We start from the raw sequence: 15075 nt of genomic DNA, 5'->3' as shown, positions 1-15075 counted from the left end.
AATGGATCTAGCGGAATACCGCCGGGTGCTTCGGGGCATTTCGGGTGTGCACGCGACTGCCTATGATACAGATGGCGAAATCGATGACGCGCTGACGGCGAAAATTGTCGAGCGGATCGCCGGCGCCGGTGTGCATAACATCGTTACCGGCGGCAATACGGGCGAGTTCTACAGCATGACTGTGGATGAGGTCATCCGCTTGCAGGCTATCGCGGTGAAAGCGGCAAATGGCAAGGCTGCAGTGACTGCCGCAGCTGGCCGTTCCGTGCGTGATGCGATCAGGATTTCACAAGCAGCACAAGCCGAAGGTGCCGATGGCGTGATGATCCATCATCCGCTTGATCCCTTTGCGGCGCCGCATGCGCAGGTGGATTATTTCATTGCGATTGCCGAAGCCATAGACTTGCCAATCGTTGCCTATATCCGTTCGGATCTGATTCCGCTCGATGAAATGGTGCGCCTTGCGACCCATGCCAAGGTCGCAGGCGTCAAGTTTGCATCGCAAAACACGATGCTCTTCTTCGAATGCTGTCGGGCGACAAAAGGCATGGATGCGACCTGGATCTGCGGCTTGGCGGAAAGCTGGGCCTTGCCTTTCTATGCCCTTGGTGGCCGCGGCTTTACCTCTGGCCTCGTGAATGTTGCACCGAAGCGTTCGCTGGCGGTCTGGAATGCGCTGGAAGCGGGAGATTTCGCAAAAGCGCGGGCGGTAGTCGAAAGCATTGCCGATTTCGAGACCATGCGCACCAAGTACCGTAATGGCGCGAACGTGACTGTTGTGAAGGAAGCGTTGCAAATTCAGGGGTTTGAGGTCGGAAAAGTGCGACTACCCGGATTGCCACAGCTTGAAGCGAATGATCGCGAGGTGCTCCAGACAATCGTCTCGGGCTGGGAGACTGATGGCATTGTCTGACAAATGAAACCCGGCCGTCCTGACAGGGAGAAGAGGGGCGCACCGGAAACCAAAAAGTGGAGGAGAACATGAATAAGGGAATTTCACGTCGTACATTCATGGCGGGGGCCGGAATTGCAACTGGCATGGGTATCATGCTGCCGAAAGGCGTATGGGCACAGTCGGCGAAACTGCCGTCTTCGCCGGTGGCGCTCAACGTCATCGATGCTGCAGGCAATCTTGCTCTGACCCAGCCGATCTTCGACAATTTCGCTGCCGAGCAGAAAGCGCTGGTTTCGCGCTTTACCTTCAACAAGGCACCGGCGCCGGAACTACCGGGGAAAATCAAGGCGCAACAGCGCGCCAACCGCATCGATATCGACATGGTGATCGTCGGGCCGGATGCGCTTTCCGCCGGACTTGCCGATGACATATGGACCGACATCATCGCGTTGCCGGATAACGGCTTGCCGAATCTTCAGGATATCTATCTTGAACCCGCATGGCGTATGCAGGAAATGTCGAAGGGCAAGGGCGTTGTGGTTTCCTATTATCCATCTGGCCCCCTTCTTGAATATCACCCCGACAAGGTGAAGACACCGCCCAAGACCGCTGAAGAACTGCTGGCCTGGACGAAGGAAAACCCGAACAAGTTCATCTATGCTCGCCCGGCCAATTCCGGTCCGGGGCGCACCTTCCTGATGGGGCTTCCCTATCTTCTGGGTGATAGTGATCCGAAGGACCCGGTCAAGGGGTGGGACAAAACCTGGGCCTATCTGAAGGAGTTGCACAAGAATATTGAATACTACCCGGCAGGTACGGGCGCGCTCATGAAGGAACTGGGTGAAGGCACGCGCGATATGACGGTGACCACCACTGGCTGGGACATCAATCCGCGTGCGCTCGGTGTGGTGCCGAAGGAAATGGGCGTCAGCAAGCTGGAAGGCTTCCACTGGGTTTGCGATGCGCATTACTTCGCCATTCCCAAGGGCGTGTCCGAGGAAAAAATCGCAGTGCTGATGGAGTTCATCAAGTTCTCGCTCAAGCCCGACCAGCAGGCCTATTCCTACGATGCCGGTTATTTCTATCCGGGTCCTGCTGTGAAGGACGTCACCATCGAAATGGCGCCGAAGGAAAGCCAGAACATCATCGCGGAGTTTGGCCGTCCGGAGTATGCCGACTGGATTGCAAATAATCCGATCGAGCTGCCGCTCGAACCGGAGGCGCTGGTCGCTGCATTCCGCCGCTGGGACGAAGAGGTCGCCGCTGGTTGATTGACCGAAGGCTGGGTGGTGGGCCGTGAAGGGCTCGCCACTGGCCGCTGATAGTCGCCAATTCTAAATCATGGTGCTTGTGTCAATGTCCTTTCAAGAACTCCGGCTCGACCGGATGAGCCGATCATTCGGAACTTTCAATGCGCTGCGGGAAATCAACCTCACAATCCGGAAAGGCGAGTTCATCGCACTTCTGGGACCTTCCGGCTGCGGGAAATCGACGGCTCTCAATTGCATCGCCGGACTTCTCGGCACGACGAGCGGTGGCATCTATATCGATGAACGGCGCGTGGACCAGTTGAAGCCGGAGGATCGCGGTTTCGGCATGGTGTTCCAGAACTATGCGCTGTTTCCGCATATGAATGTCCTGCAAAATGTCGGGTTCGGTCTCAAGATGCGCGGTCTGGCAAAAAGCGAAATAGAAAAACGTGCACGCGCTGCATTGGCTTTGGTGCGCCTGCAAGGACAGGAAGAAAAACTGCCGGGACAGCTTTCCGGTGGCCAGCAGCAGCGCGTGGCAATTGCCCGCGCCATCGTCATCGAGCCGCCGGTGGTTCTCATGGATGAGCCGCTTTCCAATCTCGATGCGAAGCTGCGGCTTGAGATGCGAGCCGAAATCCGCCGCATCCATAACCAGCTCGGCTCAACGACGATCTATGTGACCCACGATCAAGACGAAGCCCTGTCGCTGGCCGACCGCATCGTGGTCTTGCGCGACGGTGAGATCCGTCAGGTCGGCAAACCGCACGAGCTTTATGAAGAGCCCCGCTATCGTGATGTCGCCGCCTTCATGGGTTTCCGCAACGCCTTGCCAGGCAAGGTCGTGCGCGTCGAGAACGGGCAGGCGATCATTTCCGTCGCGGGAAACGAACTCGTTGGCCGTGCGATGGATGGGCTTGAGCCGGGTGACGATGCCGTGCTGATGGCACGCGGCGATGATGTCGTGTCCGGTTCGGGTCATCGCAATGACCTGCAGGCGACCGTCGAGACCATCGAATATCGAGGGCGCGAATATGTCGGTACAGCCCGCACCGAAACCGGGATGGAGCTGATCTTTCATGGGCCGCAGGGCGTGGAGCCCGGCAGTGGTATCGTGTTGGGCGTCGATGCTGGCCATGCGCTGGTTTTCCCGGCGGAGGGCTGAGCGATGGTGGCTGAGACCTACGCGGATGCACCGCTTAAGCCCGGTTTGCGACAACGGCTTGCAAATCACGGCTTCGACGGCGTCACCCTTCTGATCCTGCCCGCGCTGCTCTTTGTGGTGGGTGTATTCATCTATCCGTTTCTTTACGGGCTAGTTCTGTCCTTCAATCCAATTGATGGCGGCGGTGCACTGGCCAATTACCACAAGTTCTTCTCCGATCCCTATCTTTACAAGACCATCGGCGCGACGCTTTGGCTTGCGGTTCCCGTCACCGTCATCAGTGTTCTTTTCGCGGTTCCCATCGCCATGCGCGTGCGTCTGATGCCGCGCCAGCGCCTGCTGACCACGATCCTCGTTCTGCCGGTGACGCTCGGCACGGTTCTGATTGCTGAAGGTCTTTTGAATTATCTGGGGCCGCAAGGCTGGTTCAGTCGCACGCTGATCTATATTGGCCTGATCGATAATCCGCTGAAGCTCACCAATAATTACTGGGGGGTCTTTGCATCGCTGGTCATTACGGTTTTTCCGTTCACCTTCCTGCTGACGCTTTCCTACATAACCGGCATTGATCCCGCACTGGAACGGGCCGCCGCCACGCATGGCGCCAATAGCTGGCAGCGCTTTCGCCATGTCATGCTGCCATTGCTGGTGCCGGGGCTGGTGGTCGCGGCCTGCCTCACCTTCGTGCAGGCATTTGCTGTGTTTCCATCCGCTGTCCTCTTGGGCGCGCCGTCGGGACCGACCCGCGTGATATCCATCGCTGCAGCACAGGCGGCCTTCGAGCAATATGACGACTCCATGGCTTCATCCATCGCCATGATCATGGCGGCAGTGCAATTGCTCGTCGTCGGCGCTCTCCTCGGTGTGCGTTCGCTCTTCTATCGCGGTTCGACCGCAGGCGGAAAGGGATAGATCATGATCCGCGATACTTCCATCCTTTCCAAGCTCTGGATCACTCTCGTCTGGCTCGTAACCGGCTTCTTCGTGCTCAATGTTCTTGCTGTCATCGTGGCCGTGGTGGTTTCAAGTTTCGGCACGCGCTGGCTGGGTACATGGCTGCCAGACGCGTTTACCACGCGCTGGTATGCAGCCGCCTGGGCCGAGTTCCAGCTCGATCAGGTGCTGCTGGTCACCTTTCAGGTCGTCTTTGCCGTCGTGATCCTGTCGGGCATTCTGGGCGTGACGGCGGCTTATGCCATGGCGCGCCGCGATTTTCCCGGCAAGAAGCTTGTGCTTCTGATCTTCCTGCTGCCGCTTCTGGTGCCGCCGATAACCTTCGGCATTCCGCTGGCAACCGTGCTTTACAAGTTCGGGGTGGGCGGCACGTTCTGGGGCGTCGTTCTCGCCAATCTCGTGCCGACGGTACCCTTCGTCATTCTGGTGATGATCCCCTTCATCGAGCAGATCGACCCGAAGGTCGAGGCGGCGGCGCGTGTGTTTGGCGCAGGCACATTCAAGCTCTTCATCCATGTGCTTCTGCCCATGCTGTTGCCCGGTGTGCTTGCGGCCATGCTGCTGGTTCTGGTGCGCACGGTCGCAATGTTCGAGCTGACCTTCCTGACCGCAGGGCCGACATCGCAAACGCTCGTCGTCGCGCTCTATTATTCGGTGTTCGCTGCCGGGGTCCGCTCCGTCCAGTCCATCGACGCCATGGCGGTCATTTACATGGTCACCTCGCTGGTGTGGCTGCTTCTGGCACTTCGCTTTGTCAATCCGACGCAAATCGTTGCGCGCAACCGTCAACCGTCCGCGCATTGAGGCACAACAGGATGAAAATCACGGCTATCGAAACGGTGCAGCTTCCGCACCTCAACAACATCGTGTGGGTACAGGTCTACACCGACGAGGGCATTGTCGGCCTTGGCGAAACATTTCGCGGTGCAAATGCGGTCGCTGCTTATATCCACAGCGATATAGCACCGCTGCTTGTCGGCCAGAACCCGCTGGAGATCGACCGTATCTCCAAACTGCTGCTGGAGCCTTATGTCGGCTTTCGTTCGTCAGGCGTGGAAATCCGTGCCGCCTCGGCGATAGACATCGCGCTCTGGGATATTTTTGGCAAGGTGACCGGCCAGCCAATCCATCAGTTGCTCGGTGGTCTGTCTCGACAATCGATCCGCACCTACAATACCTGCGCGGGCTACACCTATAACAAAAGCGGCGCGCGCCGATATATCGGTGATGCCGACGAGGCGAAGGAAGGGCCCTACGAGGACCAGCTCGCATTCCATCGCGACGCCGGGGCCTTGGCTGAGAGCCTTCTGTCGGAAGGCATCACGGCCATGAAAATCTGGCCCTTCGACCCGTTCGCTGTCGCATCCGGCGGAAATTTCATCCATGCCGGCGATCTCGACAAGGCGCTGGCACCGTTTCGCCAGATACGCGATGCGGTCGGCGAGCGGATGGAAATCATGGTCGAGTTCCACTCCATGTGGGACTTGACGTCGGCTCTGGCCATTGCGCGCGAACTGAAAGCCTTCCGGCCATTCTGGTCGGAAGACCCGATCAAGATGATGAACCCGCAGGCGCTGGCCGTTTACGCACGCCAGTCCGGCATTCCGGTCTGTGCCAGCGAAACCATGGCGACGCGTGCGCAATTTCTCGATGTCCTACGCGCCGATGCCTCCGATTATGTCATGCTCGACATTTCATGGTGTGGCGGGCTTTCGGAAGCGAAGAAGATCGCCACCATGGCCGAGGCATTCCAGCGCCCCATTGCGCCGCATGACTGCACTGGTCCGGTGGTGTTCGCGGCCTCCGTCCATCTGTCGCTCAACGCGCCCAACGCGATCTTTCAGGAATCTGTGCGGGCCTATTACACCTCATGGTATCGCGATCTGGTGACGGTGATGCCGCGCATAGAGAAGGGCATGATCTATCCGTTCGAAGGAGCGGGTCTTGGATTGGAGTTGTCTGATTTCGTATTCAGTCATCCCGATGTCATTCGGAAAAAGACGGGAGCTGAATGATGGGACCGTTTCGCTGCATAGCCGATTTGCGCGGGCAACTGATGGAAAGTCCGGTCTGGGATGACCGCAGGGGAACACTTTTTGCCTGCGATATCTATGGGCGCCGCATATATGAAATCGACATTGACGCCGATAGGGGTGTGCTTCGTGAATGGTCCTTTACAAGCGAGGTAGCAAGCTTCGGATTGACAGAAAGCGGACGTCTCGTGGTGGCGCTTTCGCGTGAGGTTGTCCTGTTTGATCCTGAAACGGGCATCCGTGAACCGCTATGGGCGGGGTACGATGAGCCGGGAACATCCCGCCTCAATGACGGCAAGGTCGGTCCTGACGGTGCGTTCTGGATCGGCAGCATGGATGGCCGTCCTGAGCGGGAAGCCATCGCGCGGCTCTACCGAGTAACATGGGACGGCGAGGCTTCTGTTAAGGCCGAGGGTTTTGAGATTTCTAATGGTCTGGCGTGGACGGCGGACGGCAGAACCATGTTCCATACGGATTCCCGCGGGCCGTGGATCGACCGTTATGACTTCGACCCGGAGACCGGTGAGATTAGTGGGCGCAAGCGCATTTGTGACCTCGATGAGCAAAGCGGCAGGCCGGATGGCGGCGCCTGCGATGCTGAGGGTGCTTATTGGAGCGCGGGTGTATCCGCTGGCATTCTGAATCGCTTCGACTGCGAGGGTAATCTGCTTGAAAAGGTTCCGGTACCGGTTCCAGCTCCAACAATGCCCTGTTTTTGCGGACCAGACCTGACACTTCTGGCCATCACCTCGCATCGCCAGTTGCCGGAAGCGACCCTGGAGGCCGCACCTCGGTCGGGTGGCGTATTTCTGGCGCAGGCTTCGGTTGCAGGAGCCCCGGTCGCCCGGATGAAGGGAGTGTAACGTGATCGCGCAGGCACTCCTGAATATTTGTTTTGAATTGAATATCATCTCGAAGCCGTTTTGCGCCCTTCGGGATATTTTCTGATCGGGAAGGAAGGGAAATGACCAGAAAGACCTATGGAGATCTGCGTTCGGCGCGCTGGATGCTGCCCGATGATCAACGCTCGTTCGGCCATCGTTCGCGCACCATGCAGATGGGATATGATCCGGTCGACTGGGAAGGTCGTCCGATCATCGCCATCATAAATACATGGTCCGAGGCCCAGCCTTGCCACATGCATTTCAAGGATCGGGTGGAATGGGTCAAGCGCGGCATCCTGCAGGCAGGCGGATTCCCGATGGAACTGCCTGCATTGTCGTTGTCGGAGAATTTCGTGAAGCCAACAACCATGCTTTATCGCAACCTGCTGGCGATGGAGACCGAGGAACTTCTGCGCTCGCATCCTGTCGATGGTGCGGTGCTTATGGGCGGTTGTGACAAGACAACGCCGGGTCTCGTCATGGGGGCCGTCAGTATGGGACTGCCGTTCATTTTCTTGCCCGCCGGACCAATGCTGCGCGGCAATTATGCCGGTAAATATCTGGGCTCCGGCACTGATGGCTTCAAATACTGGGACGAGCGCCGCGCAGGCACCATTTCCAAGGAGGAATGGCAGGGGATTGAAGGTGGCATCGCACGGTCCTACGGCCATTGCATGACCATGGGAACCGCATCTACCATGACCGCGATTGCCGAAGCCATGGGGCTGACGCTTCCCGGTGCATCATCGATCCCGGCTGCGGATGCCAATCATCAGCGCATGTCCACGCAGTGCGGTCGCCGCATTGTGGAAATGGTCTGGGAAGACCTGACGCCGGAAAAGATCATGACGCCCGCTGCAATAACCAATGCGGTCACTGTTGCGATGGCAACGGGATGTTCGACAAATGCCATCATTCATCTGATCGCGATGGCGCGCCGGGCAGACGTGCCACTGGAACTGGACGATCTGGATCGCATCGGACGCACGACGCCTGTGATCGCGAATATCAGGCCTTCCGGCACGACCTATCTGATGGAAGATTTCTACTATGCGGGAGGGTTGCGAGCGCTCATGAAGCAGCTTGGCGACAAACTCGATCCTTCGGCCGTGACCGTGACCGGCAAGCCGCTGACCGACGGTCTGGATGAGGCTCACATCTGGAACGATGACGTGATCCGCCCGCTTTCCAATCCGGTCTATCATGAAGGTTCGCTTGCGGTGCTGAAAGGCAATCTCTGCCCCGATGGCGCGGTGATAAAGCCTGCTGCCTGCGATCCCCGCTTTCACCGCCATAGTGGCCCGGCGCTTGTCGCGGACAGCTACCCCGACTTGAAAAAGATCATCGACGACGCCGATTATCCCATGACGCCGGATACGGTTCTGGTGCTGCGTAATGCCGGTCCGCAGGGCGGGCCGGGAATGCCGGAATGGGGCATGATCCCCATGCCGAAAGCGCTGTTGAAACTTGGGCTGCGCGATATGGTGCGGATTTCGGATGCGCGCATGTCGGGAACCAGTTTCGGTGCCTGTGTTCTGCATGTCGCGCCGGAATCCTTCATCGGGGGACCACTCGCCCTGCTGAAGACGGGCGACATTGTCGAACTCGACATTCCAGCCCGCAGCCTCAACATGCTGGTTTCGAACGAGGAGCTGGCGGCACGGCGCGCGGCCTGGCAGACGCCACCACCCAAATATGAGCGCGGCTATGGCTTTGTCTTTTCCAAGCATGTCGAACAGGCCGACAAGGGCTGCGATTTCGACTTCCTGAAAACCGATTTCGGCCGTCCTGTCGACGAACCGGTCATCTATTGAGAGGCAGTTTCGATGTCAGATTATGTGCTTTCCGAGGAAACGCGGGCCAAGCTGAAGACGGTTTCGACGGCTTCCGTTGCGACGGCGCTTTACAAGCGTGGCCTGCGCAACCAGTTCATTCAGGGTGTGTTGCCGGTGGCGCGCAAGCGCGAGAACATGGTCGGTCAGGCCTTCACGCTGCGCTACATCCCGGCGCGTGAGGACCGAAATCCCATCACGGTTTTTCGTAATCCGGATCACAAGCAGCGCGTTGCGATAGAGACCTGTCCGCCCGGTTACGTGCTGGTGATGGATGCACGCAAGGATGCGCGTGCGGCGACGGCCGGATCGATCCTCGTAACAAGGCTCGCCTTGCGCGGCGCGGCGGGCATTGTTTCAGACGGCGGCTTTCGCGACGTCAGCGGGATCGGCGAGCTTGATATGCCTGCTTATTGCGCAAAGCCATCTGCGCCGACCAATCTGACGCTGCACGAAGCGGTGGATATCAATGTGCCGATAGCCTGCGGCGATGCGGCAGTGTTTCCGGGCGATGTGCTGGTTGGCGATGCTGACGGTGTCATGGTCATTCCGGCTGGTCTTGCGGATGAAATCGCAGCGGAATGCATAGGCATGGAAACCTATGAGGATTTCGTGCTGGAAGAAGTGCTGAACGGCGCCACCATTGTCGGCCTTTATCCGTGCACGAAGGAAGAGACCGAGCGCAAGTTCCAGAACTGGCGCGAGCAGAACGGTCGTTGATAATCAAAGGGAGGCGTAACGCCTCCCTTTTTCATGCAGCTTTGTTGCCGTGTTTTAGTAGAGCACGTTCTTGGCTTCCGGCTGGTCGATATTGTCCTTGGTGACGACGACGGCGCCCGTATCGACAACCTTCTCGACCTTTTCCTTGTTCAGCACCTTCAACAGGGTTTCGATGCCCTTTTCGCCCATCTGGTAGGAACCCTGAACCACGATGGCATTGAGCGTGCCGTCCTTGACGAATTCCTGCAGGTCCTGATTGCCGTCGAAGCCGATGGCAGTCAGCTTGCCGGACTTGCCTGCCTGCTTGATCGCGCGGCCCATGCCGATGGCGGTCGGTTCATTGGCACCGAAGATGCCGACGAGGTCGCCATTGGCCGCCAGAACGTCGGTGGTCTGGTTGAGCGCCGTCGCCATCTGCGATTGCGAATAGTAAGGGCCGACGACTTCCAGCTTGGAATTGGCCTTGATGTAATCCACGAAGCCACCGACGCGACCGATTTCCGAGCCAGCGCCCGCAACATAGGACATGACGGCGATCTTGCCGGTCGTGCCTGCCTTGTCGATCAAGGCCTTGGCTGCGGCTTCGCCGGCCTTGCGGTTATCGGTGGCGAGGAATGACTGGTAGTATTTGTCGCTGCCATCGGCGAGCTGCGAGTCGATGATGACGACCGGAATTCGGGCTTCCCACGCCTTCTTCACGGCAGGCGTCAGCGCATCCGGATCGGACGGGGCAAGAAGGATTGCATCCACTTTGCGGTTCACGGCATTTTCCACCATGTTCACCTGATCGGCGATGGCCGATTCAGCCGCCGGACCCTGGAAGGTCATGGTGTGATCCTTGGAATCCTTAATCGCAGCTTCGGCACCCTTCTGGACGTTCTGCCAGAAAGTCGAATTCACGGTCTTAACGATAACGGCGATTTCGCCCGCCGAAGCGCTTGCCGCTCCCGCAAGTACAAAAGCCGAAGCCATCAATGCAGAAACCAGTCTACGCATGTTTTCCTCCTGTTATCGAGCTCTTGGCTCTACCCTTTTCCGGAATGCCTGACACATTCCGTCTCCCCTTTCATCGGCGGTTGCGCATCTGGTCGATCCATACGGTGACCAGAATGACGAGGCCGATGATGATCTGCTGTGTGAAAGCGGAAATGCCATTCATGTTGAGGCCGTTCCGCAGGATTCCGATGACGAACGAGCCGATGAACGTGCCCGAAATCGTACCCACACCGCCGATGAGCGAAGTGCCGCCGATGACCGCGCTCGCAATGGCGTCGAGCTCATAGGCGACACCTTCATTGGGCTGTGCGGTCACGAGGCGGGACATGAGAACGCAGCCCGTCAGACCCGCCAGTGTTCCCGATACGACATAGGTGAAGGCCGTTACACGGGCGACGTTGACGCCCGAAAGCCGCGCTGCTTCCGCATTCGATCCGATGGCATAGATGTGGCGGCCAAGCACGGTGCGGTTCAACACGAGTGCGGCCACGACCGCGATCACGATCATCAGCACAACCGGGTAGGGGATGCCGGGGAAGGTGACGACAGGAAAGCCCTGTTCGTCAATGCTCTCGATGCGGAAAAGCGAGCCGTTGCCCAGCACGCCGAAGGATTCGCCAAGGCCGGAGACGGCGCGCGCACCGGTGATCTGAAGAGCCACACCGCGCGCAATCAGCATCATGCCGAGCGTGGCAATGAAGGGCGGCAGTTTGAGCTTGGTGATGACGACGCCGTTGATGAGGCCGCAGAGCGATCCCGTCAATATACCGAGCAGCATGGCGAGCGGGATCGGCAGCGAAAGGTCCTTGACCGCAAGTGCGGCCACAACACCGGCGAGTGCCAGAACCGAGCCGACCGAAAGATCGATGCCGCCGGTTATGATGACATAGGTTGCGCCGATGCCGAGAAACGCGATTGAGGTCACCTGCAAGGCGATGGTCATCGCATTGTTGACGGTCATGAAGGCGCTGCTGGTGACGGAAAAGATCGCCGCCAGAATGATAAGGCTGCCGACAGCCGCAAATTTCTGGATGATATCCTTCTGACGGTCGCTGAGCCCCTTGGATTTTACCGTCTGCTGGGGCTTGTCCGTAGTGATTTCGGCCATTACTGCGTCCTCATTTGTCCTGCCGGCCCCGACCGGAGGCATAGGTCATGATTTCTTCCTGCGATGTCGCGGCCGTGTTCAGGACGGCGGTGATGCGCCCCTCGTGAAAGATTGCCACGCGGTCCGAAAGCCCCAGAATTTCGGGCAGTTCCGAGCTGATCAGCACAATGCCGATACCCCTTGCGGCCAATTCGTCCATGATCTGGTAGATCGCAAATTTTGCACCGACATCGATGCCCCGCGTCGGCTCGTCGAAGAACATGATGCGCGGCTCGCGGAACAGCCATTTGCCGATAATGATCTTCTGCTGATTGCCGCCCGAAAGCAGTCGAACGGGCTGGGCCAGTCCCGGCGTCTTGATGTTCAGAAGATCGACATAACGCTGGCTCGCCTGCCGCTGACGCTCGAAATCGATTACGCCATAGGCACTGCTGACTGCTTCCATATTGGCGAGTGTGAGATTGGCATCGACCGGCATCTTGACCGCCAGTCCTTGCGCCTTGCGGTCTTCAGACAGATAGGCAATGCCTGCCTCGATGGCGTCGCGCGGGCTGGAGATGGAAAGCGTCTCGCCTTCAAGCACAATCGTTCCGGCATCGTGCGGATCGGCGCCGAAAATCGCCCGCGCTACTTCCGTGCGCCCTGCGCCCATCAGTCCGGCAAAGCCGAGGATTTCTCCGCGCCGGAGTTCAAAGCCGATATTCTCGAAGAGGCCGCTTCGCGTCAATCCGCTGACGGAGAAAATGACTTCCTCCGTCGGCTTTCGGGTCGGTTCCGGAAACTTTTCATCAAGCGAACGCCCGACCATCCCGGCCACGATTTCATCCACGGTCACAGCGTCAAAGTCCTTGGTCCAGACATAGCGTCCGTCGCGCAGGATGGTGACGCGGTCGACGATCTCCGCCATTTCATCGAGACGGTGCGAAATATAGACGATGCCGGTGCCTTGCGCTTTCAGTTCGCGGATGACCTTGAACAGAAGCTGCGCTTCCTGCTCGGTCAGCGAGGAGGTCGGTTCGTCCATGATGAGGACGGAGGCATTGAGCGAGAGGGCCTTGGCGATTTCAACCATCTGGCATTGGGCGACCGACAGGTTCAGCACCTGCGCGGACGGGTCGATCTTGACACCAAGCCGGTCGAGGCAGTGCTGTGCGTCCTGCTTCAGCTTGCGGCGGTCAACGAAGAAACCGCGTTTCGGCTCGCGAGCGAGATAGATGTTTTCGGCAACGCTCAAATGTGGAACGAGGTTCAGTTCCTGATGGATGATGGCAATGCCCGCCGCTTCCGATTCAAGCGTGGAAGCAAAGCGGACAGTCTGGTCGCGATAATGGATCGTCCCGCCATCAGGCTGATAGACGCCACTGACGATCTTCATCAGGGTCGATTTGCCCGCACCATTCTCGCCGCAGACGGCATGAACCTCGCCCGCCCGCAATTCGAAGCTGACATTCGACAGGGCTTTGACGCCTGGAAATTCTTTGGAAACGGAATCCAGCTTGAGCAAGATAGGCGCGGTATCGGCGCGCGCAGTCGCTGACGGCAATCCTCCCATCGCGCTTCCTCCCTCGCGCAAAGTTTCGTCACCTATGAATGGAAGAAGTAGAAGCCTGCTGGTTTCTGGTCAAGCCAATTTTGCGCGAGCAGCAAAAAAACCCGCTACATCGCGGACTGGCTCTCCAGAATTTCAATTATTAAACCTAATTGGCCTGACCAGACCATGATTTTGCGGTTTTACCTGCATCGTGAATCATTTACTGAAAAGAAGAGAAAAGGCAGCTACTGCTGGCGAGAAGAGAGCACATAAGTACTGCAATTCCGACAGTATCGCAGTATTTTGTGTCGCGGCCTCTGGAAAGAGGGGCGGTTCCTTTCTATCATTATATTCCGATTATCTGATCCCGAGGGGCAGTTTTGTACTTTGAAATAATTACGGTCGTGCTGTTGACGATCCTCAATGGTGTTCTCGCCATGTCGGAACTCGCAGTGGTTTCCTCCCGCCCGGCGCGACTGAGGGTAATGGCCGACAAGGGCAGCCGCGGTGCCCGCATGGCCATCGAGCTTGCCGATAATCCCGGCCGTTTCCTGTCCACCGTCCAGATCGGTATCACGCTGGTTGGCATTCTGTCGGGTGCATTTTCCGGCGCGACGCTGGGTGCCCGTTTGTCGGGCTGGCTTCTTGGGCAAGGCTTGTCGCCAGCCCTTGCCGATGCTGTCGGCGTCGGCTCGGTGGTCGTGGTCATCACCTATCTGTCGCTGATTGTCGGCGAACTCGTGCCAAAGCAGATCGCACTGCGTGAGCCGGAAGCGGTTGCAAGCCGTGTCGCGCCGACCATGACACTGCTGTCCAAGATGGCCGCACCTCTGGTCTGGCTTCTCGATACATCGGGCCGTCTGGTCTTGAGACTGCTTGGCCAGTCGGGCAAGTCGAGCGACGGCGTGACCGACGAAGAGATCAAGTCCGTTCTCGCCGAAGCGCATAGCGCGGGCGTGATCGAGACAGAGGAATCCCGCATGATTGCAGGCGTTATGCGCCTTGCGGACCGGACGGCACGCGGGCTGATGACGCCGCGCATGGATGTCGAAATGGTCGATGTGGATGATAGTTTCGATGAAATTCGCCTGCAACTGCACAATACGAGCCGTTCGCGGCTTCCTGTGCGCGGCGAAGATTCCGATGAAGTGATCGGCGTCTTACAGGTGCGCGACTTCTTCAATCAGCTGTCCTCCAGGGGCAGTGTCAATCTGCGCGAAATCGTGCGGGACGTTCCGGTCGTGTCGGACTTTTCCGATGCGCTCGACGTGGTGGAAGCCATTCGCGGCACGCCGACGCATATGGTGCTCGTCTATGACGAGTATGGTCATTTTGAAGGTGTGATTACTGCGGGCGATGTGATGGAAGCGATCATCGGCGCCATGCAGGAGGACCATATCGAGGAAAAGGCTATCGTGCGCCGGGCGGATGGTTCTTATCTCGTCTCGGGCTGGATGCCGATTGACGAGTTCTCGGAGTTTTTGCGTTTCCCGATTGACGACGATGCGGAATACAACACCGTTGCCGGGCTGGCGCTTGAGGAACTGAAGCATCTGCCGGATGTGGGTGAAACTTTCGTCAAGAACGGATGGGTGTTCGAAATCGTTGACCTTGACGGACGCCGCATCGACAAGCTGCTGCTGACGGCGGAAGAACAGTCGACAGAGTAGTTTGCGGGTGGCGCGTCCCTAACTATTGTTGAGCGCG

13 protein-coding genes are annotated in these 15075 nt (G+C 58.3%); 10 read left to right on the top strand and 3 right to left on the bottom strand.

Annotated elements, in window-relative coordinates; translation table 11 throughout:
- Window position 1 precedes the first annotated feature (1 nt).
- From OHI65_RS01110 to OHI65_RS01070, 9 genes are all read left to right on the top strand, one after another.
- Window positions 2-913: a dihydrodipicolinate synthase family protein gene (locus OHI65_RS01110; RefSeq protein ID WP_010658534.1), complete on the top strand. Its 912-nt coding sequence runs from the start codon at window positions 2-4 to the stop codon at window positions 911-913.
- A gap of 98 nt (window positions 914-1011) precedes the next feature.
- On the top strand, window positions 1012-2166 hold the full coding sequence (locus OHI65_RS01105) for an extracellular solute-binding protein (protein WP_231771617.1): 1155 nt from the start codon (window positions 1012-1014) through the stop codon (window positions 2164-2166).
- Between the two features lie 70 nt (window positions 2167-2236).
- Window positions 2237-3310, top strand: a complete 1074-nt coding sequence (locus OHI65_RS01100; RefSeq protein WP_172488812.1) for an ABC transporter ATP-binding protein — start codon at window positions 2237-2239, stop codon at window positions 3308-3310.
- Window positions 3311-3313: 3 nt separating this feature from the next.
- Window positions 3314-4222, top strand: a complete 909-nt coding sequence (locus tag OHI65_RS01095; RefSeq protein ID WP_125302354.1) for an ABC transporter permease — start codon at window positions 3314-3316, stop codon at window positions 4220-4222.
- 3 nt (window positions 4223-4225) lie between these two features.
- Window positions 4226-5068 carry an ABC transporter permease gene (locus OHI65_RS01090; RefSeq protein WP_125302357.1) on the top strand — a complete coding sequence of 281 codons (843 nt, stop codon included), beginning with the start codon at window positions 4226-4228 and terminating at the stop codon, window positions 5066-5068.
- Between the two features lie 11 nt (window positions 5069-5079).
- The gene (locus OHI65_RS01085) at window positions 5080-6279 is read left to right on the top strand and encodes a mandelate racemase/muconate lactonizing enzyme family protein (RefSeq protein ID WP_125302359.1); all 1200 of its coding nucleotides are present in this window, start codon (window positions 5080-5082) and stop codon (window positions 6277-6279) included.
- On the top strand, window positions 6276-7160 hold the full coding sequence (locus OHI65_RS01080; protein WP_125302362.1) for an SMP-30/gluconolactonase/LRE family protein: 885 nt from the start codon (window positions 6276-6278) through the stop codon (window positions 7158-7160). The genes OHI65_RS01085 and OHI65_RS01080 overlap by 4 nt, the downstream gene beginning before the upstream one ends.
- 101 nt (window positions 7161-7261) lie before the next feature.
- Window positions 7262-8995, top strand: a complete 1734-nt coding sequence (gene araD, locus OHI65_RS01075; RefSeq protein ID WP_125302364.1) for an L-arabinonate dehydratase — start codon at window positions 7262-7264, stop codon at window positions 8993-8995.
- A gap of 12 nt (window positions 8996-9007) precedes the next feature.
- Complete coding sequence (locus OHI65_RS01070) at window positions 9008-9733, top strand: ribonuclease activity regulator RraA (protein ID WP_125302367.1); 726 nt, start codon at window positions 9008-9010, stop codon at window positions 9731-9733.
- A 54-nt stretch (window positions 9734-9787) separates the two neighbouring features.
- On the opposite strand, the gene OHI65_RS01065 is transcribed toward OHI65_RS01070, so the two are convergent.
- From OHI65_RS01065 to OHI65_RS01055, 3 genes are all read right to left on the bottom strand, one after another.
- The gene (locus OHI65_RS01065; protein WP_125302369.1) at window positions 9788-10729 is read right to left on the bottom strand and encodes an ABC transporter substrate-binding protein; all 942 of its coding nucleotides are present in this window, start codon (window positions 10727-10729) and stop codon (window positions 9788-9790) included.
- A gap of 70 nt (window positions 10730-10799) precedes the next feature.
- Complete coding sequence (locus tag OHI65_RS01060) at window positions 10800-11837, bottom strand: ABC transporter permease (protein ID WP_012092778.1); 1038 nt, start codon at window positions 11835-11837, stop codon at window positions 10800-10802.
- Window positions 11838-11847: 10 nt separating this feature from the next.
- The gene (locus OHI65_RS01055) at window positions 11848-13389 is read right to left on the bottom strand and encodes a sugar ABC transporter ATP-binding protein (protein WP_264358715.1); all 1542 of its coding nucleotides are present in this window, start codon (window positions 13387-13389) and stop codon (window positions 11848-11850) included.
- 359 nt (window positions 13390-13748) lie between these two features.
- Between OHI65_RS01055 and OHI65_RS01050 the strand changes: the two genes are divergently transcribed.
- Window positions 13749-15038: a hemolysin family protein gene (locus OHI65_RS01050; protein WP_012092780.1), complete on the top strand. Its 1290-nt coding sequence runs from the start codon at window positions 13749-13751 to the stop codon at window positions 15036-15038.
- The last annotated feature ends 37 nt before the right edge of the window (window positions 15039-15075 follow it).

Origin of the sequence: Brucella sp. MAB-22, assembly GCF_025908475.1 — a bacterium.
Lineage (GTDB): Bacteria > Pseudomonadota > Alphaproteobacteria > Rhizobiales > Rhizobiaceae > Brucella > Brucella anthropi.
Note: the sequence above shows the minus strand (reverse complement) of the source record. Positions and strands in the feature narration are given on the sequence as shown.